Source organism: Burkholderia sp. A2 (assembly GCF_001729305.1).
GTDB lineage: Bacteria > Pseudomonadota > Gammaproteobacteria > Burkholderiales > Burkholderiaceae > Burkholderia > Burkholderia sola.
This window is the reverse complement of sequence record NZ_LZXX01000149.1, coordinates 282,472-306,566: the sequence shown is the minus strand read 5'-3', so window position 1 is coordinate 306,566 and position 24,095 is coordinate 282,472. Positions and strand designations below refer to the sequence as shown.

Sequence of the window (24,095 nt, the reverse complement as noted above, 5' to 3'; positions counted from 1 at the left end):
TCCTTATGCGTAGTGGTGGACGGGAAGACCGGCGCACGCGGGCACCGCGCGGCCGTCTTCGGTGAACAGGTGGTAGGCCGCGGCCGGCGCGTGCACGTGCATGCGTTCGCCGGTGCGCACCTGCGCGTCGCCGGGCACTTTCGCGATCAATGCCGTGCCGCCGGGCTGGTCGAGGTGCACGTAGGTCTGCTCGCCCAGGCGTTCGACGAGCGCGACGTCGCGCGCGAGCGTCGTCGCGTCGGGCGCGGCGCCGAGCGTCAGGTGTTCGGGGCGGATGCCGAGCGTCACGGCGGCGCCGGCGCCGAGCGCCGAGCCGTCGCGCGGCAGCACGAAGGTTTCGCCGGACGGCACGAGCGTGACGGTCGTGCGACGCGCGTCGCACGCGGTCACGACGGCCGGCAGGAAGTTCATCCGCGGCGAGCCGATGAAGCCCGCGACGAAGCGGCTGGCCGGATGGTGGTAGAGGTCGAGCGGCGCGCCGACCTGCGCGATGCTGCCGTGCTGCGCGGTATCCGCGCCGGCGTGCAGCAGCACGATCTTGTCGGCGAGCGTCATCGCCTCGGTCTGGTCGTGTGTCACGTAGACGACGCTCGCGCGTTCGAACTGCCGATGCAGCCGCGCGATCTCGATGCGGGTCTGGCCGCGCAAGGCCGCGTCGAGGTTCGACAGCGGTTCGTCGAACAGGAACACGCCGGGCTCGCGCACGATCGCACGGCCGATCGCGACGCGCTGCCGCTGGCCGCCGGACAGCGCCTTCGGCTTGCGCTCGAGCAGCGTGTCGAGCTGCAGGATGCGCGCGGCGTCGCGCACCTTCCGGTCGATCTCGGCCTTCGGCACGCGCGCGAGCTTCAGCCCGAACGCCATGTTCTCGTACACCGTCATGTGCGGAAACAGCGCGTAGCTCTGGAACACCATCGCGACGCCGCGCTCGGCGGCCGGCACGTCGTCGACGCGGCGGCCGTCGATCGACAGTTCGCCCGCGCTCAGATCCTCGAGCCCGGCGATCATGCGCAGCAGCGTCGATTTCCCGCATCCGGACGGCCCGAGAAACACGCAGAACTCGTGCGCGCCGATCTCCAGATCGACGTCGCGAATGACCGGCGCGTGCTCGCCGTAGGCTTTCTGCACGCGTCGCATCGAGATGCTCGCCATTGTCTCCGCTCCATGTTTTAATGCGCCGTACTGCTTGATTAAGCGCTTAATCATCGCGATCAAAAAAAGGGGCGATGCGATCGCGGCCGAGTCGCGCCCGTCGGTCGGGCGGCAAGGTGTGCGGCGATAGTGCGCCGCTTCGGTGAGCGAAGCAAATACTGGATCGACGTCTCATATAGTGGGCAAACGATGGCAACACTGGATGAAGTGGCGCGCCGCGCCGGCGTGACGGCCGCGACGGTGTCGAACGTGTTGCGCGACCGCGGCCGGGTGGGCGACGCGACGCGGGCGCGGGTGCTCGAAGCGGTCGATGCGCTCGGCTATCGGCCGCATCTCGCCGCGCGGGCGCTGGCGGAAGGGCGCGCGCCGACGGTCGCGCTGATGGTGTCGAGCATCGCGAATCCGTTCTATCCGGAGTTCGCGCTGGCGGTCGAGCGCGCGGTGCGCCGCAACGGGCAGTTCCTGATCGTCTGCAACACGAACGAAGATCCGTTGCAGGGGCGTGCGTATCTCGACCAGATCGCCGGCACGATCTCCGAAGGGATTCTCGTGACCAACGCGAACCTGCACCTGCCGGATCTGCTCGACGTCGCGCGGCGCGGCGTGCCAGTCGTGCTGTGCCTCTGGGAGCGGCCCGAGGCGCCGCCGCCGGGCTTGCCGTGCGTGGCGGTGGACTTCCGCGAGGCGGGGCGGATCGCGACGCGGCATCTGCTCGAACTCGGCCATCGCGAGATCGGCGCGATCGTCGGCGGGTCGGCAAATGGCGTGCAGGCCGCGCGCTACGATGGTTGCGTCGACGTGCTGCGCGAAGCCGGGCTGGACGCGACGCGCGTCGGCGCCGGGCACGATTCGATCGAGGGCGGCGTGCGCGCGGCCGGGCAGTTGCTCGATGCGCATCCCGAGCTGACCGCGCTCGTCGCGACCAACGACCTGCCGGCGATCGGCGCGATGCATGCGGCGGCCGATCGCGGCCGGCGCGTGCCCGACGATCTGTCGATCGTCGGCATCACCGATATCCATCTCGCCCGCGACACGCGGCCCACGCTGACGACCGTCGCGATCCCGACCGCCGAAGCGGCCGGCATCGCGGTCGAATTGCTCAATACGCTGCGCGAGGCGGGCGGGCAGGGCGACGACGCATCGCGCGTGCGGATCGCGTCGCCGCCGACGCTGAGGGTGCGCGGCACCACCGGGCCGGTACCGCACGCGGGATAGCCGGGCGCGAGCGGTCGCGCGCCCGCCTCAACCGCCTTCGACGAGCCGCAGCACGATGCGTCGCGCCGAATCGAGATGCGCGACGGTCATCGCGCGTGCCGCCCGCGCATTGCGTTCGCGACATGCCTGCAGAATCTCTTCGTGCTCGACCTGGAACGACGGTGTATCCGCGAGCAGCGTGGCCTGCAGGCGCTCGTAACGTTCGACCTGGCTGCGCAGCTCCGCGATCGACTTCAACTGCCGTGCGTTGCCGCAGCACCCATACAGCAACGCGTGGAATTCGCGGTTCAGCTCGCCTTGCCGGCGCGGCCCGGTTGCATCGCCGAGCAGCCGATGCACGAGTTCGGCGCGCGCGAGCGTTTCGTCGTCGAGCCGCTTCACGCTGCGATAGATCGCATCGCCTTCGATTAGCGCGCGCAGATCGTAGATTTCCTGCACGTCCGACGCGCTCAGCATCCGCACGACCGCGCCGCGATTCCTGAAGATATCGAGCAAGCCTTCGTGTTCGAGCCGCTGGATCGCCTCGCGCATCGGAATCCGGCTGACGCCGAACCGCTCGGCCAGATCGCGCTCGACGAGCCGCTCGCCGGCCGCCAGCTCGCCGTTGATGATCATGTCGCGCAGCGACGCGGCGACCGCGTCCGCCGTGGAGTCGAGTTTGGCTTCCATGCCTGCGTGTTCCGTCAATTTGGAATAATGGTATACCAAGCGTCGATCCAGTGCCAGAATGGCGACCATCGGCGGGCCTCACGCAACGGTGTTTGGCCCGGTCAAGGCAACCGACATCAATGGAGAGCGAGATGGCATCGGGCGAACATCACTATCGCGTCGCAGTGGAGTGGACGGGCAATCGCGGCACCGGCACGTCGGGGTATCGCGAGTACGGCCGCGATCACGTGATCCGCGCCGGTTCCAAGCCGGATATCCCCGGTTCGTCGGACCCGGCGTTCCGCGGCGACGCGGCGCGCTGGAACCCCGAAGACCTGCTGCTCGCGTCGGCGTCGGCATGCCACAAGCTGTGGTATCTGCACCTGTGTTCCGAGGCCGGCATCCGCGTGCTGGCCTACGTCGACCACGCGGAAGGCACGATGCTCGACGGCGCCGGAGCGGGGCGCTTCACCGAAATCGTGCTGCGCCCGCAGGTGACGATCCGGGCCGGCGACGATCGTGACCGGGCCGCGCATCTGCATCACGATGCGCATGCGAAGTGCTACATCGCGAATTCGGTCAACTTCCCGATTCGCTGCGAACCGGTAGTCGGGTTTGCCGCGGAGTAGGAAATCGCGACCGCGCGGTCACGGCACGACGCCGTAAACCTCCCGCGCCGCGGCCCGAATCGCGTCGACCATCACCGCGACGGCCGGCGAATGCAGCCGGTCGGTGCGCGTGATGAGCCCGAAATCGTCCATCCGGCAGTCCATCTCCAGCGGCAGCACCGTGACGATGCCGTGCCGCGCGTAGTAGTGCGCGACGTCCTCGGCGAGCACCGCGATCATGTCGCTCTGCTCGATCAGTTGCGTGATGAACAGCAGCGCTGCCGTCTCGACGACGTTCGCCGGCGGCGCGAGGCTTGCGCGCTGGAACACGAGCTCGAAGCGGTGGCGCAGCACGCTGCCGGCCGGCGGCACGACCCACGCGGCGCGCTGCACGTCCGCGAGCGACAGTGGCGCCTGCGCGAGCAGCGGGTGGCCGGGCCGCACGACGGTGGCCACCGATTCCCCGGTCAACGGCTCGTAGCGCAGGCGCAGCTTGTCGTGTTCGGCGGACAACCGGCCGAGCACGATGTCGATCTTTTCCTGCGCGAGGTGTTCGAGCAGCACGTTGCTGGTGTCGATCTCGACCGATACGTGCAGGCCCGCATGCGTGCCCTTCACCGCGGCGACGGCCGGCGGCACGAGCCGCAGGCCCGGCGACGTGATCGCGCCCACCGCCACGTGGCCGAGATGGCCGGCCTTCAGCGCGGCCAGCTCCTCGCGCGCCTGGTCGAGGCTGCCGAGCGCCGCGCGCGCGTGGCGGATCAGCGCGTCGCCGTACAGCGTCGGCCGCATCCCGCGCGGCAGCCGCTCGAACAGCACCGCGCCGATCGATTCCTCGAGCTCGCGCAGCAGCTTCGACGCGGCCGGCTGCGTCATGTTCAGCGCGGCCGCCGCGCGATGAATGCTGCCTTCGTCGGCGAGCGCGACGAGCAGCAGCAACTGGCGCGTCTTCAGGCGGGCGCGGTTTCCCCACGGGCTGGCTTCGGTCATCGTACGGGTTTATATCGATATCTGAATCGATATCGTAATCGCCTAAATCGTCATTAGCCAGTTATCAAAATTCTGCCTAGACTGCGCCGGTATCCCGTCACCACAGGACTGACGATGTCGGCAACAAAACCCAGGCTGCGCTCCGCTCAATGGTTCGGCACGAACGACAAGAACGGCTTCATGTACCGGAGCTGGATGAAGAACCAGGGCATTCCCGATCACGAATTCGACGGCCGGCCGATCATCGGCATCTGCAACACGTGGTCCGAACTGACGCCGTGCAACGCGCACTTTCGCAAGCTCGCCGAGCACGTGAAGCGCGGGATCTCGGAAGCGGGCGGCTTCCCGGTCGAGTTCCCGGTGTTCTCGAACGGTGAATCGAACCTGCGGCCGTCCGCGATGCTCACGCGCAATCTTGCGTCGATGGACGTCGAGGAAGCGATCCGCGGCAACCCGATCGACGCGGTCGTGCTGCTCGCCGGCTGCGACAAGACGACGCCCGCGCTGCTGATGGGCGCGGCGAGCTGCGACGTGCCGGCGATCGTCGTGTCGGGCGGCCCGATGCTGAACGGCAAGCTCGAAGGCAAGAACATCGGTTCGGGCACGGCCGTGTGGCAGCTGCACGAAGCGCTGAAGGCCGGCGAGATCGACGTGCATCACTTCCTGTCGGCCGAAGCCGGCATGTCGCGCTCGGCCGGCACCTGCAACACGATGGGCACCGCGTCGACGATGGCGTGCATGGCCGAGGCGCTCGGCGTCGCGCTGCCGCACAACGCGGCGATTCCGGCCGTCGATTCGCGCCGCTACGTGCTCGCGCACATGTCGGGCATCCGCATCGTCGAGATGGCGCTCGAAGGGCTCGTGCTGTCGAAGATCCTGACGCGCGCCGCGTTCGAGAACGCGATCCGCACGAACGCGGCGATCGGCGGCTCGACGAACGCGGTGATCCACCTGAAGGCGATCGCGGGCCGCATCGGCGTGCCGCTCGAACTGGAAGACTGGATGCGCATCGGCCGCGACACGCCGACGATCGTCGACCTGATGCCGTCGGGGCGCTTCCTGATGGAGGAGTTCTATTACGCGGGCGGGCTGCCGGCCGTGCTGCGCCGGCTCGGCGAAGGCGGGCTGCTGCCGCACCCGGACGCGCTGACCGTGAACGGCAAGTCGCTGTGGGACAACGTGCGCGAAGCGCCGAACTACGACGACGAAGTGATCCGTCCGCTCGACCGGCCGCTGATCGCGGACGGCGGGATCCGCATCCTGCGCGGCAATCTCGCGCCGCGCGGCGCGGTGCTGAAACCGTCGGCGGCGAGCCCCGAACTGCTGAAGCATCGCGGCCGCGCGGTGGTGTTCGAGAACCTCGACCACTACAAGGCGACGATCAACGACGAAGCGCTCGACATCGACGCGAGCTCGGTGATGGTGCTGAAGAACTGCGGGCCGCGCGGTTATCCGGGCATGGCTGAAGTCGGCAACATGGGGCTGCCGCCGAAGCTGCTGCGCCAGGGCGTGAAGGACATGGTGCGGATTTCCGATGCGCGGATGAGTGGCACCGCATACGGCACGGTCGTGCTGCACGTCGCGCCGGAAGCCGCGGCCGGCGGGCCGCTCGCAGCCGTGCGCAACGGCGACTGGATCGAGCTCGACTGCGAGGCCGGCACGCTGCATCTCGACATTACGGATGAAGAGTTGCAGCGCCGCCTGTCGGACGTCGATCCGACCGCGGCGCCGGGCGTGGCCGGCCAGCTCGGCAAGGGCGGCTATGCACGGCTGTATATCGATCACGTGCTGCAGGCCGACGAGGGGTGCGACCTCGATTTTCTGGTCGGCATGCGCGGCGCGGACGTGCCGAGCCATTCGCATTGAGCGGCGGTCGGTATAGCCCGTTGTGCAGATACGCGGCCCAGCGTCAGCGGTAAAGCACTGACATGGGCCGACCGCGAAGCATGGGGTCTGCATAAGCGCTAAAGCGCTAACGCAGACCGACCGCGAAGCATGGGGCCCACGTAAGCGCTAAAGCGCCAACGTGGGCCGACAGGAGACAAGATGACGACGCAGTACACGCCCGCGCAGGCCGCGGCGGAACAGTCCGATTCGCCGACAGCCGTCGACGAACGGCAACTGACCCGCCTGCTCACGCGCAAGCTGGTGCCGTTTCTCGCGCTGATCTACGTGGTTGCCTACGTCGACCGTACCGTCGTCGGCTTCGCGAAGCTCCACATGAACGCCGCGATCGGCCTTGGCGACGCCGCGTACGGGCTCGGCGCGGGACTGTTCTTCATCGGCTACTTCCTGTGCGAGGTGCCGAGCAACCTCGCGCTCGGACGCTTCGGCGCACGGGTCTGGTTCGCGCGCATCCTCGCGACGTGGGGCGTGATCACGATGGCGATGGCGCTCGTGCAGGGGCCGACCAGCTTCTACGTGCTGCGCTTCCTGCTCGGCGCGGCGGAAGCCGGCCTCTATCCCGGCATCCTGTACTTCCTGACGCAATGGTTCCCGATGCGCGACCGCGCCCGTGTGATCGGTCTGCTCGTGCTCGCGCAACCGCTCGCCGGCATCGTGACCGGGCCGCTCGCCGGATGGCTGCTGTCGACGCACGGGTGGTTCGGCCTGTCGGACTGGCAGACGCTGTTCGTCGTCAGCGGCTTGCCGGCCGTGCTGCTCGCGTGGCCGACGCTGCGGCTGTTGCCCGAATCGCCCGCGCATGCGCGCTGGCTGAACGACGACGAACGCCGCTGGATCGCGCGGCAGCTGGCCGCCGACCGCGACGCCTATCGTCCCGATTCGCACCGCAATCCGCTCGCCGCGTTGCGCGACCGCCGCGTGCTGCTGCTCGCCGCGCTGTTCCTGCCGTTCCCGCTGTGCATCTACGGGCTGTCGCTGTGGCTGCCGACGATCATCCATGCGTTCGGCGCCGGCGATGCGATCACCGGCCTGCTGTCCGCCGTGCCCTACCTGTTCGCGGTGGTCGGCCTGCTCGTCGTGCCGCGCCATTCGGATCGCAAGCGCGAGCGCTACTGGCACATCGTCGTCGTGTCGGCGGCTGCCGCCGTGACGATGGCCGCGAGCGCGTGGGTACGTCAGCCGGCGCTGCAATTCATGTTCATCTGCCTCACCGCGTTCTCGCTGTATTCGATCCAGGCCGTCGTGTGGGCGCTGCCCGGCGAATTCTTGGCCGGCACGAGCGCGGCGGTCGGCATCGCCGCGATCAATTCGCTCGCGAATCTCGGCGGCTACGTCGGGCCGTACGGAATCGGCCTGATCAAGGCATCGACCGGCAGCCTCGCGGCCGGCCTGTACTTTCTCGCGGCGACGCTGCTGTTCGCGGTGCTGATGACGTTCGTGGTCCGGGCCGCGCTGCGCGCGCCCGAGCCGGCCGCGGGCGCATTCGCCCGCGAATCCTGAACGCCTTGTTTTCCGGCTGAACGCCGATTCGACTGACGCAGGACCCACCATGACATCGAGCAGCACACCGCGCTATCGCGGCATCTTCCCCGTCGTCCCGACGACGTTTTCCGACACCGGCGAGCTCGACCTCGCGAGCCAGAAGCGCGCGGTCGATTTCATGATCGACGCCGGCTCGGACGGGCTGTGCATCCTCGCGAACTTCTCCGAGCAGTTCGCGATCACCGACGACGAACGCGACGTGCTCACCCGCACGATCCTCGAACACGTCGCGGGCCGCGTGCCGGTGATCGTCACGACGTCGCACTACAGCACGCAGGTCTGCGCGGCGCGCAGCCTGCGCGCGCAGCAGCTCGGCGCGGCGATGGTGATGGCGATGCCGCCGTATCACGGCGCGACGTTCCGCGTGCCGGAAGCGCAGATCTTCGATTTCTTCGCGCGCGTGTCGGATGCGATCGACATCCCGATCCTGATCCAGGACGCGCCGGCGAGCGGCACGCCGTTGTCCGCGCCGTTCCTCGCGCGGATGGCGCGCGAGATCGAGCAGGTCGCGTACTTCAAGATCGAGACGCCGGGTGCGGCGAACAAGCTGCGCGAGCTGGTCCGGCTCGGCGGCGACGCGATCGAGGGGCCGTGGGACGGCGAGGAGGCGATCACGCTGCTCGCCGACCTCCATGCGGGCGCGACCGGCGCGATGACGGGCGGCGGCTTCCCGGACGGCATCCGGCCAATCCTCGAAGCATGGCGCGAAGGCCGCCACGACGATGCGTTCGCGCATTACCAGACGTGGCTGCCGCTGATCAATCACGAGAACCGCCAGTCCGGGATCCTCACCGCGAAGGCGCTGATGCGCGCCGGCGGCGTGATCGCGTGCGAGCGGCCGCGGCATCCGATGCCGGAACTGCACCCGGACACGCGCGCGGAATTGCTCGCGATCGCGCGCCGGCTCGATCCGCTCGTGCTGCGCTGGGCGCGCTGAGCGATTCGCGAAGGAGAGACGCACGATGAATCATCCAGTTTCGCTGGGCGTGGTCGGGATCGGCAAGATCGCACGCGACCAGCATTTGCCGGCGATCGCCGCCGAACCGGGCTTCGCGCTGACTGCCTGTGCGAGCCGTCACGCGGAAGTCGACGGTGTGCGCAATTATCCGGATCTGAACGCGCTGCTGGCCGCCGAGCCCGAACTCGACGCGGTATCGCTGTGCGCGCCGCCGCAGGTGCGCTACGCGCAGGCGCGCGCCGCGCTCGAAGCCGGCAAGCACGTGATGCTCGAGAAGCCGCCGGGCGCGACGCTCGGCGAAGTGGCCGCGCTGGACGCGCTGGCGCGCGAGCGCGGACTCACGCTGTTCGCGACCTGGCATTCGCGCTGCGCAAGCGCGGTGGAACCGGCGCGCGCGTGGCTCGCCACGCGCACGATCCGCGCGGTGCAGGTGCGCTGGAAGGAAGACGTGCGGCGCTGGCATCCGGGGCAGCAGTGGATCTGGGAGCCGGGCGGCCTCGGCGTGTTCGATCCAGGCATCAACGCGCTGTCGATCGTCACGCGCATCCTGCCGCGCGAGCTCGTGCTGCGCGAGGCGACGCTGATCGTACCGAGCGACGCCCAGATGCCGATCGCGGCCGAACTCGATTGCGCGGATACCGACGGTGTGCCGGTGCGCGCGGAATTCGACTGGCGGCACGGCCCGGTCGAGCAATGGGAGATCGCGGTCGACACGGCCGACGGCGTGCTCGCGATCAGCCGCGGCGGCGCGCAATTGTCGATCGCGGGCGAGCCGATCGAGATCGGGCCGGAACGCGAGTACCCGGCGCTGTATGCGCATTTCCACGCGTTGATCGCGCGTGGCGAAAGCGACGTCGACGTGCGGCCGCTGCGGCTCGTCGCCGATGCCTTCCTGTTCGGCCGGCGCGTGCAGACCGACGCGTTCGGCCGCTGAACCTGCGTGCGCTTCGGCATGAAGCGCACGCGACGATTGATTGATATTTCGACACGCATCACGGCATCAGCCGATACAAAGGAGACACCCATGAACCGCACGACTCACACGATCCGTCGACACACCCTGCGCGCGCTGCTGGCCGCGCTCTGCATCGCGCCGCTCGGGATGACGGGCGCCGCGCATGCCGACGCGCCGCTGAAGATCGGCTTCCTCGTGAAGATGCCGGAGCAGGCGTGGTTCATCAACGAGCAGAATGCGGCGTCCGCGCTCGGCCAGAAGGAGAACTTCTCGGTCGTGAAGATCGGCACGCCGGACGGCGAGAAGGTGCTGGCCGCGATCGACAACCTCGGCTCGCAAGGTGCGCAAGGCTTCGTGATCTGCGCGCCGGACGTGCGGCTCGGGCCGGCGATCGCGTCGCGCGCGAAGCGCTACAACATGAAGTTCGTGACCGTCGACGACCAGCTCGTCGATTCGAGCGGCAAGCCGCTGCCGAACGTGCCGCACCTCGGGATGTCGGCGACGAAGATCGGCAACCAGGTCGGCCAGGCGATCGCCGACGAGATGAAGCGGCGCGGCTGGAAACCGGAGGAAGTCGGCGCGCTGCGGATCACGAACTACGAGCTGCCGACCGCGAAGCTGCGCACCGACGGCGCGACGCAGGCGCTGCTTGCGAACGGCTTCCGCAAGGAGAACATCTTCGACGCGCCGCAGAAGACGACCGACGACGAAGGCGGGTTCAGCGCGGCGGCACCGGTGCTCGCCCGCCATCCGAACGTGAAGAAATGGGTGATCTACGCGCTGAACGAGGAAACCGTGCTCGGCGCGGTGCGCGCGACCGAGCAGCTGCACATCCCGGCGGCCGACGTGATCGGCGTCGGCATCAACGGCGCGGGCGAGGCGTTCGCCGAATTCCAGAAGAAGGAGCCGACGGGCTTCTACGGGACGATCGCGGTCAGCTCGACGAACCACGGCAAGGACAGCACGCAGAACCTCGTCGACTGGATCCGCAACGGCAAGACGCCGCCGGCCGACACGCAGACGAGCGGCAAGCTGATGACGCGCGCGAACTGGCAGGCCGTGCGTGCCGAACTCGGTATCTGAGCGGGGCGAGGCGAGAACGCGATGACGATGCAGACGATGACGGCCGTGCCCGGCCACGACGCCGAAGCGGGTGCGCCGCCGGACGGCCCGCTGCTCGCGCTCGACGGCATCACCGTGACGTTTCCGGGCGTGCGCGCGCTCGACGCGGTGTCGCTGTCGGTGCGCGCGGGCGAGGTGCACGGCCTGATGGGCGAGAACGGCGCGGGGAAATCGACGCTGCTGAAGGTGCTATCCGGCGTGAACCATCCGCAGTCAGGCACGCTGACGCTGAACGGCACGGTGCAGCGCTTCGCGTCGACGCGCGCGGCGCTCGAGGCCGGCATCGCGATCATCTACCAGGAGCTGCATCTGGTGCCCGAGCTGACGGTCGCGGAAAACCTGATGCTCGGGCAATTGCCGAGCCGGCTCGGCGTGGTCGACGAGCGTGCGCTCGCGGCCCGCGCGCTCGATGCGCTGGAGCGGCTCGGCGAGCACATCGATCCGGGCGTCCCGGTGAAGTATCTGTCGATCGGCCAGCGCCAGATGATCGAGATCGGCAAGGCGCTGATGCGCGACGCGCGCGTGATCGCGTTCGACGAGCCGACGAGCTCGCTGTCCGCGCGCGAAACCACGCAACTGTTCCGGATCATCCGCGCGCTGCGCGCGGAAGGCCGGGCGATCATCTACGTCACGCACCGGATGGAGGAAGTGTACGAACTGTGCGACCGCGTGACGGTGTTTCGCGACGGCCGCCGCATCGACACGTTCGATTCCGTCGCCGATCTCGACCGCGACCGGCTGATCGGCTGCATGGTCGGCCGTTCGATCGAGGACGTGTACGGCTATCGGCCGCGCCCGGCCGGCGACGTGCTGATCGAAGCGAAGGGGCTGGCGGGGCCGGGGCTGGCCGAGCCCGTGTCGTTCACCGCGCGGCGCGGCGAGATCGTCGGCTTCTTCGGGCTCGTCGGCGCGGGCCGCTCGGAGCTGATGAAGCTGATGTACGGCGCGGTGCGACCGAGCGCCGGGCACGTCGAGCTGAACGGCAAGCGGATGGCGTTCGGCAGCCCGCGCGACGCGGTGCGCGCCGGCATCGCGCTGTGCCCGGAAGACCGCAAGCAGGAAGGCATCGTCGCGATCGCGTCGGTGGCCGACAACCTGAACATCAGCGCGCGCCGCCATTTCAGCCCGGCGCGCGTGCTGCTCGACGGGCGGCGCGAACGCGAGCTCGCGCAGAAATACATCGAGCGTCTCGCGATCAAGACCCGCGACGGCGAAACGCCGATCGGCGCGCTGTCGGGCGGGAACCAGCAGAAGGTCGTGCTCGCGCGCTGGCTGGCCGAGCGCATCGACGTGTTCCTGATGGACGAGCCGACGCGCGGCATCGACGTCGGCGCGCGCGCGGAAATCTACAACCTGTTCTACGAACTCGCGGAAGCGGGCCGCACGGTGATCCTCGTGTCGAGCGATCTGGCCGAGGTGATCGGCGTGTCGGACCGCATCGTCGTGATGAAGGAAGGACGGATCGCGGGCGAGGTCGCGAAGGCGCAGGCGACGCCCGATGCGCTGATCAAGCTCGCGCTGCCGCGCTAGCGGCCCGCAGTCAACCGGAAAGCAAACGTTATGAGCCAGGCAATGCAACCCCAACGTACTTCCCCCACCCCGGATACCCCTGCCGTGCCCGCGCGAGCGCGCGGCGGCGCATGGCAGCTGATCAACCGCTCCGGCATCGTGATGGTGTTTCTGGTGCTGTTCGCGACGCTGTCGCTGACCGTGCCGGACTTTCTCACGCCGCGCAACATCCAGGGCCTGCTGCTGTCGGTCACGCTGATCGGTTCGATCTCGGTGACGATGATGTTCGTGCTGGCGCTCGGCGAAGTCGACCTGTCGGTCGCGTCGATCGTCGCGTTCTCGGGTGTGGTCGCGTCGACGCTGATCACCGCGACGCACAGCATCGTGCTCGGTGTCGCGGCAGGCGTGCTCGCCGGCGGCGCGGTGGGGCTCGTGAACGGCGTGCTGATCGCGCGCTACCGGATCAACTCGCTGATCGTCACGCTCGCGATGATGGAAGTCGTGCGCGGGCTCGCGTTCATCACGTCGAACGGCGACGCGGTGATGATTTCGGAAGAACGCTTCTTCGATCTCGGCGGCGGGTCGTTCCTCGGCATCTCGTTTCCGATCTGGAGCAACATCGTCGGCTTCGTCGTGTTCGGCTTCCTGCTGCGCAAGACGGTGTTCGGCAAGAACGTGCTGGCCGTCGGCGGCAACGGCGAGGCCGCGCTGCTCGCGGGGCTGCCGGTCATGCGCATCAAGATCGCCGTGTTCGTGCTGCAAGGGCTCGTGACCGGCTTCGCCGGCGTGATGCTCGCGTCGCGGATGAGCCTCGGCGACCCGAAGACGTCCGTCGGCCTCGAGCTCGGCGTGATCTCCGCGTGCGTGCTCGGCGGCGTATCGCTGACGGGCGGCGTCGCGACGATTTCCGGCGTGCTGGTCGGCGTGCTGATCATGGGCTCCGTGCAGGACGCGATGAGCCTGCTGAACGTGCCGACCTTTTACCAATATCTGATACGCGGCGGAATTCTGTTGCTCGCGGTGCTGTTCGACCAGTATCGTCGCAACCAGCGGCGCGCGATGAAGATCTGATTTCGGTGATTGCGCGGCCGCCCGCGAACGCGACAGATCAGATATCGGAGACGGCATGCAACAGACTCATCCGGGCACGGCGGCGACGCTGCTGGCCGACAGCCGAAACACGCTCGGCGAAGGCGCGACGTGGTGCGACAGGACGCACGCGCTGTACTGGGTCGACATCGAAGGCGCGCAGCTGTGGCGCTGCCGCGCGGACGGTTCGGACCTCGCGCAGTGGGCGATGCCTGAGCGGCTCGCGTGTTTTGCGCTGACTGACGATCCGGACGTGCTGCTCGTCGGGCTTGCGACGCATCTCGCGTTCTTTGACCTGCGCAGCGGTGCGTTTACGCGGATCGTCGACGTCGAGCCCGATCTGCCGACGCGGTTGAACGACGGGCGCTGCGACGGGGCCGGCGCGTTCGTGTTCGGGATGAAGGACGAAGGCGCAGAGCCGCCGCGCGCGGTGGGTGGGTTCTATCGGCTCAATCCCGATCTCACACTCGAACGGCTCGCGTTGCCGGCGGCTGCGATCGCGAACAGCATCGGGTTCTCGCCGGATGGGTCGAAGATGTATTTCTGCGATTCGCTGGTGCGCGAGATTTTCGTGTGCGATTACCGCGCGGGCGGCGATGTGGCCAATGTGCGGTCGTTCGCGCGGCTGACCGATGCGGACGGCGATCCGGACGGCTCGATCGTCGATCGTGACGGCGGGGTGTGGAATGCGCAGTGGGGCGGCCGGCGGGTGGTGCGTTATGGGCCGGACGGGGTCGAGACGGATCGCGTTGAAGTGCCGACGGCGCAGCCGAGCTGCGTCGCAATTGACGGTGAAGGCCGGTTGTATGTGACGAGTGCGCGGGTTGGGCTGAGCGACGATGCGCTGGCGAGCGATACGCACGCGGGCGGTGTGTTCGTCGCGCAAACGCGCTACGCGGGGCTGCCGACCGCGCGGTTCGCGGGCAGGAGCGCGGCGCGCGGTTAACTTTTTCCCTGCAAGTTGCCTGGTACTGGCGACGGCGCGTAGCGTAGCGGCTCTTCAACTGCCGCGGAGCGGCAGCTACAGACGGACTTGAATTTTCCGAATGCTGTATATATATACAGTGTCGACCCTTATCTGCGGATTGTAGCCAAGCGCTCGAGTAGAGCAACGGTTCGCTTTGCGTTTTCGAGAGCTCCGCCCAAATCGTCGCGTGTCTGGGACTCGGTCAAAGCTGCCGCCGCCAACTCCCGCAAGCAATAGTTGATAAGTTTCGTGGGAGCGCCGAGCTTCTCTGCTTCATAACGCGACAAACATGACTTGTCGATTCCATGAGCGGCGGCAAACTCGGCCTGTGTTCTTTCGCCGCGTGCCCAACGGATAAGCTCACTCTGGCTTTGCGGAAGTTGCATGTTGAATGGTGCTGTAATTGCATTAAATTGCTATAGTAGCATCAGTCTAAAGGCGTGAGGTCCTATACTTCGCACCAAGATATTTAGAGGTTTCTGATGGCTCGCTCCGACCAAGTTAAGGCTTTACTCCGTGCCTATGCTGGTGACAATCGTGAACATTTTTTCGCGGTCGCAATGCAAATGGCCGCCGACGAGGCTCATCGTGGGCATACCAAATTGGCTGCGGAACTGCGTGACCTTGTCGACGCAGCGAAGGCCGGCAAGGCAGGCGAGCAACCGACGTCGCGAGCCAAGATGTCGGCGCGTCCGATTCCTCTTGCCCAGCCGAAGGGCGAGTTGTCGGAACTGCTGGCGGCGCAATACCCGCATGAGCACCTGCAGCAGATGGTTCTTTCCGAAACGGTTCGGAGGAAACTTGACAGAGTCCTGCGTGAGCAGCGCCATCATGAACAATTGCGCCTTCACGGATTGAGCCCACGAAGGAAGCTTCTTCTTGTCGGTCCGCCTGGTACGGGTAAGACCATGACCGCGGCTGCTCTCGCGGGTGAGCTTCGTTTGCCTTTGTTCACGGCGCGGTTCGACAGCCTCATAACGAAGTTCATGGGCGAAAGCGCGTCCAAGCTGCGTCTTGTGTTTGAGGCGCTGAAGTCGACGCGCGGGGTGTACTTCTTTGACGAGTTCGATTCGTTGGGGCTGCAACGGGGCAGACAGCACGACGTTGCTGAAATGCGCCGTACTCTCAACATGTTCCTACAACTCATCGAACAAGACACGTCCGATAGTTTGTTGATCGCGGCCACCAATCATGGGAAGGATCTTGATACGGCGTTGTTCCGCCGTTTCGACGACGTCATCCAGTACGAGGCGCCAGACGAGCAACAGATTGAGGCGCTGCTCAAGAATAACCTTGGCACGTTCGCGACATCTAAGGTCGACTTCCCGCGTCTGGCGCAAATTGGTTGTGGCGAATCTCATGCTGATATCGTTAAGGCGTGCGTCGACGCGCTGAAAGACGCCATCATGGAAGGCAATCGGGTGGTCAGCCATGAAAGCGTGGCCCGCCATCTTGAAGAACGTGCGCAAGGCCGCGATTTTCGAGCGTAGGGTTCGGTAAAAGTTGCTGTAGACTCTTGAGCTAATAAAACTAAAGCTAGAGCTAGAGAGAATGGCAGATGAACTGAAAAGTCACCTGTCCGCTGACGGATATGTGACCGGGGTTAAATTTCGCTCTCCTTTGAACGTCATTCGAGAGCCGGCTCCGCAGCGAGCAGACCGAGGGGCGCATGGCGCGCGCCTGCTAAAGCAAATTGAGGAGCTCGGCGGCGAGATCGAAGAACTGGAAGACTTGCGCGAACAGCTTGGGTTACCGTTGCGTCGAGGCATTCGTATCGCCATTGAATTCAAGCCACGCAACTCCTTCGACTACAGCTCGGTTGAATGGGCAAACGATGGCATCCAGCTTTCGGCCGTCATCCCACATGAAGACTATGACATTGTGGTGTTGCATGTTCCGGATGGAAAGCTCTCCGCATTCGTGAGGCGCATCAAAGAATACATCGAAGAGAACAATAAGAAGGGCGACAAACCAAAGAATGCATCTCTGGTCAATGCGATCGAAAACATTCGACGCGCAGCATTTTCTGAGCTTTGGACTGATGCGGCAGATCCGCCCGAAGACGGCAAAAATCATTGGTTTCAGGTCTGGCTGAGACACACTGCGGGGAAACCAGACGCCGTTGCTTCGGACTTCAAGGTTGAGGCAGACAAGGTTGGAATTAGCGTTTCGCCAGGATATGTTCAGTTTCTTGGACGTATTGTGGTTGCGGCGTATGGCAATCGTCTCGCGTTTGAAAGGGCGGTTGAGGTCCTCGACCTGATTGCGGAGATTCGGTTTATTGAACCGAATGCAGAATTCTTCATCAGCGAACTCACGCCTAGTGAGCAAGCTGACTGGATTCTCGATTTGGTCGACCGTACGACCGTCGGTGGCGAAGACGCTCCGCATGTATGCATTCTGGATACTGGCGTGAACAACGGGCATCCATTGCTCGAGCAGGCACTCCACACACATGATATGCATACCTACCATCCAAAGTGGCCGAAACACGACGCCAATAGTCACGGCAGTGAGATGGCTGGTATTGCGCTCTACGGAAATTTATCAGCAGCGCTCAATTCGACAGAGCACGTGGTACTCCCGCATCGCCTTGAATCCGTGAAGATTCTCCCTCCCGACGGAGAGAACTCACCGAAGCTGTGGGGGGCTGTCACGATTGATTCGGTTAGCCGTGTCGAAGTTTCGAATGCGCACCGGGTTCGCGTGTTCGCGATGATGACGACGTCGGTGGGCCATGTAGAGGGCAATCCATCTGAATGGTCTGCGACTTTGGATCAATTAGCCTTCGGTCGAGCGGTACTGGATGTGCCAGCATTGAAGGCAATGTTTAAGGCCAAAGAAAAAATTGAAGATAGCCCGCGTGTTCCGCGGCTCTTTGTTCTCTCCGCAGGTAACGTCGACTGGCCAGAATGGTCTCAGTATCCGAATGCGAACGCTCAAAGTCCAGTTCAAAATCCCGCACAAGCGTGGAATGCATTGACCGTCGGAGCCTGTACCGACCTCGTGGATATCGATGTTGAGAAGCACAACGGACATACAGCAATTGCCAAAATTGGCCTGCTGTCGCCATCCTCAACAACGTCGCTGATTTGGGCTGGCTCTGCATGGCCATTCAAACCTGACGTCGTCGCCGAGGGGGGTAATGGGTCACTCGACGGTCTCGGAATGGTTGATGTCGGACCAGAATCCTTGCGTGTACTGACGACGTCCAACACTCCTATTGACGAGCCGTTCATCGCTTCGGGTGATACGAGTGGCGCTGCGGCGGAGGTGGCGAGAATATGTGCCCATTTGCGTGCCCGCTATCCAATGTATTGGCCGGAAACGATTCGTGCCCTCGTCGTTCACGGTGCTGAATACACGTCAGCCATGCGCGCAACTTTACCTGTGGCTCCCAAAAAGGAAGACAAGGAGCGACTTCTCCGCACTTTCGGTTACGGGATGGTTAGTCTTGAGCGATCTGAGTTTTCAACAATCCATCGCCCGACGCTCGTCATTCAGCGGGAATTCAGTCCATACGTGCGTGGTGATAAGTCGATCACGCTCGGCGACATGCAGTTGCATGAGCTACCGTGGCCGGAAGAAGAGTTGCGTACGCTTGGCGAAACTCAAGTTGAGCTGCGCGTTACGCTATCGTATTTTGTTGAACCGAACCCTAGCTCTCGTGGCTGGCAAAGCAAGTTCCGATATCAGTCGCACGCACTGCGGTTTGCGGTGAAGGCCGCGACTGAAGACGCTGATGAGTTCCGCAAGCGGATCAACAAAGTCGAGCGGATGGAGGGCGAGGCAGGATTCACCGATCCAGATTCAGGTCAATGGTTGTATGGCCTGCAACTTCGCTCACGTGGCTCGTTGCATTCGGATGTCTGGACAGGAACCGCGGCACAGCTCGCGTCGAAATCGCATGTCGCTGTTTTTGCCGTCGGTGGGTGGTGGAAAGATTGGGAGCAACTGAAGCAATGGAAACAGAAGGCGAGATATGGTCTCGTCATCTCGCTTCGGGTGGCAGACACGGTCGATACCGATATCTATACGCCGATTGCCGCACTTATCGAGCAAGGGGTCGAGATTGAAATTGATGTAGACGACCTTCGCTGAACACGCTTCCAGCTCATGTGTGGCAGCACGTGCGTGAGTGCACAGGGTATCTCGCGCGGTTTGATGCTCGACCTGCTGGTAAGATGGCCCGCAATTCCATCCTGCCCGCGCCATGAGTTCCACTCCGACCAAGCCCGCGAAACCGAGAAACGCCGCGACGAGCGCCACGGCAAGCGCCGTGAAGAACGCGGCGAAGAACGCCCGCGCACCGGCCGACAAACCGAAGGCGCGCGTGCAACAGCGCCTGACCTACGTGATCGGCGGCCTCGACCGGCTGCTGCGCCGCCACATGACCGACGCGCTCGCACCGCTCGGCATCACGCTCGCGCAATACACGGCGCTGTCGGTGCTGGAGGCGCGCGGCGCATCGTCGAACGCGCAGTTGGCCGAGCGCTCGTGGATCACGCCGCAATCGGCGAACGAGGTGATGAGCGTGATGGCCGCCCGCGGTTTCGTCACGCGCGAAGCCGACCCGTCGCACGGCCGCATCATCCTGCTGACGCTGACCGACGCGGGCGCGGCGATGCTGCGCGAATGCGAAGCCGCGCTGCGGCCGGTCGAGGCACGCATGCTCGGCGACATCCCGGCCGACGACGCCGCGCACGTGCAGCGCGCGCTCGAACTGTTCTCGCGCAACCTGCGCGGCTGACCGCAGCCCCGATTTCCACGACGCGGGCCCGCGAGACCCGCGCTCGCTTCGTCCACGCCATCGGCGGCCACCCGACCGCCCCCTGATTTCCCCGCCGCTTTCTCCGCGTTCCGCTCCGGGTTTACACCGGCGCTCGTGCCGCTTGCAATATCAGGTAGCCTGATATTAAATGAAGTCGTCCGCAGCGGGGATGCTGCGCACCGAATCGCACTGGAAACGAACGACAGGAACAGACATGAGCAAGTACGACAATCGCTGGCAGACCGTTGAAGTGAAAGTGGAGGCCGGCATCGCGTGGGTCACGTTGAATCGCCCCGAGAAGCGCAACGCAATGAGCCCGACGCTGAACCGGGAGATGCTGGAAGTCCTCGACGCGGTCGAGTTCGACGACGAGGCGAAGGTGCTGGTGCTGACCGGCGCGGGCGCCGCGTGGACGGCCGGCATGGATCTGAAGGAATATTTCCGCGAGATCGACGGCGGCTCCGACGCGCTGCAGGAAAAGGTGCGCCGCGACGCGTCGGAATGGCAGTGGCGTCGCCTGCGGATGTACAACAAGCCGACGATCGCGATGGTGAACGGCTGGTGCTTCGGCGGCGGGTTCTCGCCGCTCGTCGCGTGCGACCTCGCGATCGCGGCGGACGACGCGGTATTCGGGCTGTCGGAAATCAACTGGGGCATCCCGCCGGGCAACCTCGTCAGCAAGGCGATGGCCGATACGGTCGGGCACCGCCGAGCGCTGCACTACATCATGACCGGCGATACGTTCACCGGCGCGGAAGCGGCCGAGATGGGCCTCGTGAACAGCAGCGTGCCGCTCGCCGGCCTGCGCGACGCGACGATCGCGCTCGCCGCGCGGCTGATGGACAAGAACCCGGTCGTGCTGCGCGCGGCGAAGCACGGCTTCAAGCGTTCGCGCGAACTCACGTGGGAGCAGTGCGAGGATTACCTGTATGCGAAGCTCGACCAGGCGCAGCTGCGCGACCCCGAGCGCGGCCGCGAGCAGGGGCTGAAGCAGTTCCTCGACGACAAGACGATCAAGCCGGGCCTGCAGGCATACAAGCGCTGAGACAAGCGCGGACGCAGCCGCCGGCTTCCGCGCCGGCGTAATCGCAAAAGACAGGCAAGGCAGGAGACGACAATGACCGACAGACGGATGCTGATCGGCGGCGAGTGGTGCAACGCCCGCGACGGCCGCACCTTCGACCGCTTCAACCCCGCGACGGGCGCGCTCGCATCGCGCGCGCCGGCGGCCGGCGTGGCCGACGCCGACGCGGCGATCGACGCCGCGCATCGCGCGTTCCCCGCGTGGGCGGCACTCGCGCCGACCGAGCGGCGCCGCCGGCTGCTGAAGGCGGCCGACCTGATGGACGTGCGCATCGACGAAATTATTGCAACCGGCGTCGCCGAAACCGGCGCGACGCCCGGCTGGCTCGGCTTCAACGCGACGCTCGCGGCGAACATGCTGCGCGAGGCCGCGTCGATGACGACGCAGATCAACGGCGACGTGATCCCGTCCGACGTACCGGGCAATCTCGCGCTCGCGATGCGCGTGCCGTGCGGCGTGGTGCTCGGCATCGCGCCGTGGAACGCGCCGGTGATCCTCGGCACGCGTGCGCTGGCGATGCCGCTCGCGTGCGGCAACACGGTCGTGCTGAAGGCGTCCGAGGCGTGCCCGGGCGTGCACGCGCTGATCGGCGCGGTGCTGGACGAAGCGGGGCTCGGCGCGGGCGTGGTCAACGTGATCACGCACGCGGCGGCCGATGCGCCCGAACTCGTCGAGCGGATGATCGCGCATCCGCATGTGAAGCGGATCAACTTCACCGGGTCGACGCACGTCGGCCGCATCATCGCGCGCCACGCGGCCGCGCACCTGAAGCCCGTGCTGCTCGAACTCGGCGGCAAGGCGCCGGTGCTGGTGCTCGACGATGCCGATCTCGATGCGGCCGTCGACGCGATCGCGTTCGGCGCATTCTTCAACCAGGGGCAGATCTGCATGTCGACCGAGCGCGTGATCGCCGCGCGCCCGATCGCCGACGCGCTCGTCGAGCGGCTCGCCGCGAAGGCGCGCACGCTGGTTGCCGGCGATCCGCTGGCCGGCCATCCGCTCGGCACGATGGTCGATGCGTCGGCCGCCGCGCGCGCGGCGTCGCTGGTCGAGGATGCGCGTGCGCTTGGCGCGCAACTGCCGCTCGGCTGCCGTGTGGAAGGCGCGACGATGCAGCCGGCGATCGTCGACGGCGTCACGCGCGACATGCGACTCTATCGCGAGGAGTCCTTTGCGCCGGTCGTCGCGATCCTGCGCGCGGATAGCGACGACGAAGCGGTGGCGCTCGCGAACGACAGCGAATTCGGGCTGTCGGCGAGCGTGTTCAGCCGCGATATCGCACGTGCGATGGCGGTCGCACGCCGGATCGAATCGGGGATCTGCCACGTCAACGGGCCGACCGTGCACGACGAAGCGCAGATGCCGTTCGGCGGCACGAAGGCGAGCGGCTACGGCCGCTTCGGCAGCCGCGCGTCGATCGCCGAATTCACCGAGCTGCGCTGGATCACCGTGCAGACCGCGCCACGGCACTACCCCATATGAGCGAGCCGACGATGAATGCAGAGAAGGCGCCGCTTCAGGTCGGCCAACACGCCGACGCCGTGCGCTATCGCGCGGCCGCCGTCGCGGTCGGCGCGGCCGAGATTCGCCGCGCCGACGACGGTACCTGGTACCTGCGCTCGCGCGAGCCGCTCGGCGATTACCCGACGCGCCTCACCGACTGCCTCGTGCGCGGCGCGCAAGCCCATCCGGACCGCGTGCTGGCCGCGCGGCGCGGCGCCGACGGGAACTGGATCGAGATCACGTACGCGCAGATGCTCGAAAATGCCCGCGCACTCGGGCAGGGCCTCGTCGATCTCGGGCTGTCGGCCGAGCGTCCGCTCGCGGTGCTGTCCGGCAACGATCTCGAGCATCTGCAACTGATGTTCGCGGCGATGCTGGCCGGCGTGCCGTACTCGCCGATCTCGCCCGCGTATTCGCTGGTGTCGACCGACTACGGCAAGCTGCGTCACACGCTCGGCGTGCTGCGCCCGGGTGCGGTGTTCGTCGCCGAGCGCGCGCCGTTCGCGCGTGCGCTCGACGCGACGTTGCCGGTCGATGCGACGCTGATCGTCGCACGCGACGCCGATGCGCAAACCGATGTCGAGAGCCGCACAGTGCCGCTGTCGCGCCTGCTCGCCACCGTCCCGCGCACGATCGACGCGATCCACGCGGCGGTCGGCCCCGACCATCTCGCGAAGATCCTGTTCACGTCCGGTTCGACGAAGCAGCCGAAGGCCGTGCCGACCACGCACCGGATGCTGTGCAGCAACCAGCAGATGCTGCGCCAGACGATGCCGGAACTCACGCGCGAACCGCCGGTGCTGGTCGACTGGCTGCCGTGGAATCACACGTTCGGCGGCAGTCACAACCTTGGCATCGCGCTGTACAACGGCGGCACGCTGTATATCGACGACGGCCGCCCGATGCCCGGCCGCTTCGACGAAACCGTGCGCAACCTGCGAGAGATCGCGCCGACGATCTACTTCAACGTGCCGAAGGGCTGGGAAGAGTTGACTACCGCGCTCGAACGCGATGCCGGGCTGCGCGACACGTTCTTCTCGCGCGTGAAGCTGTATTTCTTCGGCGGCGCGGGACTGTCGCAGGCGGCGTGGGACCGGCTCGACCGCGTGACCGAAGCGCATTGCGGCGAGCGCATCCGGATCATGGCCGGCCTCGGGATGACGGAGGCGTCGCCGTCGTGCCTGTTCACGACGGGGCCGCTGATGCGCGCCGGCTATATCGGGCTGCCCGCGCCGGGCTGCGACGCGAAGCTCGTGCCGTGCGGCGGCAAGCACGAACTGCGCTTCAAGGGGCCGAACGTGATGCGCGGCTACTGGCATGCGGACGTCGATCCGCGCGACGTGTTCGACGAAGAAGGCTATTACCGCAGCGGCGACGCGGGCGTCTTTGCCGATCCGCAGCGGCCGGAACTCGGGCTGCTGTTCGACGGGCGGCTGACCGAGGACTTCAAGCTGAGCAGCGGCACGTTCGTCAGCGTCGGGCCGTTGCGCGCGAACGCGGTGTCGACCGGCGCGCCGTACGTGCAGGACGTGGTCGTGACCGGCATCGATCGCGACGACATCGGCTTGCTGGTGTTCCCGCGCGTCGATGCATGCCGTGCGCTGGCGGGGTTCCCGGCCGATGCGTCCGTGACCGACGTGCTGCGCACGCCGGCCGTGCGCGCGGCATTCGCGACGTGGCTCGCCGCGCTGAACCGCAACGCGAGCGGCGGTTCGACGTTCGTCGCGCGGATCCGGCTGATCGACACGCCGCCGTCGCTCGATCTCGGCGAAGTGACCGACAAGGGTTCGCTGAACCAGGCGGCCGTGCAGAAGCATCGCGCGGCGACGATCGACGCGCTGTACGACCCGGCGCGACGCGATCCCGACGTGATTTACGCGTAAGCAGCACGCGCGAGCAGTTGCAGCGGTAAGCAACACGCAGGCAGAACGACCGGCCGGCCACGACACCGGCAGGCACTTTCGCGGCCAGTGAATCAGGCTGCCTGATAAAGGCGGCCATTCATACGACACCCCGCGCGCCGAACCGCCCCTGGCCGGCGGCGGCGCGCGGCGGCCGTTGCAGGGCCGACCGACTA

At 66.3% G+C, this 24,095-nt stretch carries 19 protein-coding genes; 16 read left to right on the top strand and 3 right to left on the bottom strand.

Translation table 11 applies throughout. The features are described 5' to 3' along the window. Positions 1-3: 3 nt before the first annotated feature. Complete coding sequence (locus A9Z05_RS32990) at positions 4-1,152, bottom strand: ABC transporter ATP-binding protein (protein WP_069621719.1); 1,149 nt, start codon at positions 1,150-1,152, stop codon at positions 4-6. Positions 1,153-1,341: 189 nt separating this feature from the next. On the opposite strand from A9Z05_RS32990, the gene A9Z05_RS32985 reads away from it, so the two are divergent. Continuing rightward, positions 1,342-2,367, top strand: a complete 1,026-nt coding sequence (locus tag A9Z05_RS32985; protein ID WP_069621718.1) for a LacI family DNA-binding transcriptional regulator — start codon at positions 1,342-1,344, stop codon at positions 2,365-2,367. A gap of 27 nt (positions 2,368-2,394) precedes the next feature. Here A9Z05_RS32985 and A9Z05_RS32980 read toward each other — a convergent pair whose 3' ends face one another. Continuing rightward, positions 2,395-3,036 (bottom strand): GntR family transcriptional regulator, encoded by a 642-nt coding sequence (locus A9Z05_RS32980; RefSeq protein ID WP_069621717.1) that lies wholly within the window; start codon positions 3,034-3,036, stop codon positions 2,395-2,397. 131 nt (positions 3,037-3,167) lie between these two features. Here A9Z05_RS32980 and A9Z05_RS32975 point away from each other — a divergent pair, with 131 nt between their 5' ends. Then, entirely contained in the window at positions 3,168-3,644 is a 477-nt protein-coding gene (locus A9Z05_RS32975; RefSeq protein WP_069621716.1) for an OsmC family protein, read from the top strand. An 18-nt stretch (positions 3,645-3,662) separates the two neighbouring features. On the opposite strand, the gene A9Z05_RS32970 is transcribed toward A9Z05_RS32975, so the two are convergent. After that, entirely contained in the window at positions 3,663-4,613 is a 951-nt protein-coding gene (locus A9Z05_RS32970) for a LysR substrate-binding domain-containing protein (protein ID WP_069621715.1), read from the bottom strand. Positions 4,614-4,727: 114 nt separating this feature from the next. Between A9Z05_RS32970 and A9Z05_RS32965 the strand changes: the two genes are divergently transcribed. The 14 genes from A9Z05_RS32965 (at position 4,728) to A9Z05_RS32900 (ending at position 23,901) form a co-directional block, all read left to right on the top strand. After that, the gene (locus A9Z05_RS32965) at positions 4,728-6,479 is read left to right on the top strand and encodes an IlvD/Edd family dehydratase (protein ID WP_069621714.1); all 1,752 of its coding nucleotides are present in this window, start codon (positions 4,728-4,730) and stop codon (positions 6,477-6,479) included. Positions 6,480-6,659: 180 nt separating this feature from the next. After that, a complete protein-coding gene (locus A9Z05_RS32960; protein WP_069621713.1) occupies positions 6,660-8,018 on the top strand; it encodes an MFS transporter in 1,359 nt (452 codons plus the stop codon). A gap of 49 nt (positions 8,019-8,067) precedes the next feature. Next, positions 8,068-8,997, top strand: coding sequence for a dihydrodipicolinate synthase family protein (locus tag A9Z05_RS32955; protein ID WP_069621712.1), 930 nt, complete (start codon positions 8,068-8,070; stop codon positions 8,995-8,997). A 25-nt stretch (positions 8,998-9,022) separates the two neighbouring features. Next, entirely contained in the window at positions 9,023-9,952 is a 930-nt protein-coding gene (locus A9Z05_RS32950) for a Gfo/Idh/MocA family protein (protein WP_069621711.1), read from the top strand. A gap of 90 nt (positions 9,953-10,042) precedes the next feature. Next, positions 10,043-11,056 (top strand): arabinose ABC transporter substrate-binding protein, encoded by a 1,014-nt coding sequence (locus A9Z05_RS32945; RefSeq protein WP_069621710.1) that lies wholly within the window; start codon positions 10,043-10,045, stop codon positions 11,054-11,056. A 21-nt stretch (positions 11,057-11,077) separates the two neighbouring features. After that, positions 11,078-12,625: an L-arabinose ABC transporter ATP-binding protein AraG gene (gene araG, locus A9Z05_RS32940; protein ID WP_069621709.1), complete on the top strand. Its 1,548-nt coding sequence runs from the start codon at positions 11,078-11,080 to the stop codon at positions 12,623-12,625. 30 nt (positions 12,626-12,655) lie between these two features. Continuing rightward, a complete protein-coding gene (gene araH / locus A9Z05_RS32935) occupies positions 12,656-13,675 on the top strand; it encodes an L-arabinose ABC transporter permease AraH (protein WP_069621708.1) in 1,020 nt (339 codons plus the stop codon). Between the two features lie 55 nt (positions 13,676-13,730). Then, the gene (locus A9Z05_RS32930) at positions 13,731-14,639 is read left to right on the top strand and encodes an SMP-30/gluconolactonase/LRE family protein (RefSeq protein WP_069621707.1); all 909 of its coding nucleotides are present in this window, start codon (positions 13,731-13,733) and stop codon (positions 14,637-14,639) included. A 503-nt stretch (positions 14,640-15,142) separates the two neighbouring features. After that, complete coding sequence (locus A9Z05_RS32925; RefSeq protein ID WP_069621706.1) at positions 15,143-16,150, top strand: AAA family ATPase; 1,008 nt, start codon at positions 15,143-15,145, stop codon at positions 16,148-16,150. A 61-nt stretch (positions 16,151-16,211) separates the two neighbouring features. After that, positions 16,212-18,761 (top strand): S8 family peptidase, encoded by a 2,550-nt coding sequence (locus A9Z05_RS32920; RefSeq protein ID WP_069621705.1) that lies wholly within the window; start codon positions 16,212-16,214, stop codon positions 18,759-18,761. Between the two features lie 112 nt (positions 18,762-18,873). Beyond that, positions 18,874-19,410 (top strand): MarR family winged helix-turn-helix transcriptional regulator, encoded by a 537-nt coding sequence (locus tag A9Z05_RS32915; RefSeq protein WP_069621704.1) that lies wholly within the window; start codon positions 18,874-18,876, stop codon positions 19,408-19,410. A gap of 235 nt (positions 19,411-19,645) precedes the next feature. Beyond that, positions 19,646-20,476: a p-hydroxycinnamoyl CoA hydratase/lyase gene (locus A9Z05_RS32910; RefSeq protein ID WP_069621703.1), complete on the top strand. Its 831-nt coding sequence runs from the start codon at positions 19,646-19,648 to the stop codon at positions 20,474-20,476. A 72-nt stretch (positions 20,477-20,548) separates the two neighbouring features. Continuing rightward, a complete protein-coding gene (locus A9Z05_RS32905; protein ID WP_069621702.1) occupies positions 20,549-21,997 on the top strand; it encodes an aldehyde dehydrogenase in 1,449 nt (482 codons plus the stop codon). Further along, entirely contained in the window at positions 21,994-23,901 is a 1,908-nt protein-coding gene (locus tag A9Z05_RS32900) for a feruloyl-CoA synthase (RefSeq protein WP_069621701.1), read from the top strand. The genes A9Z05_RS32905 and A9Z05_RS32900 overlap by 4 nt, the downstream gene beginning before the upstream one ends. Positions 23,902-24,095 lie beyond the last annotated feature (194 nt).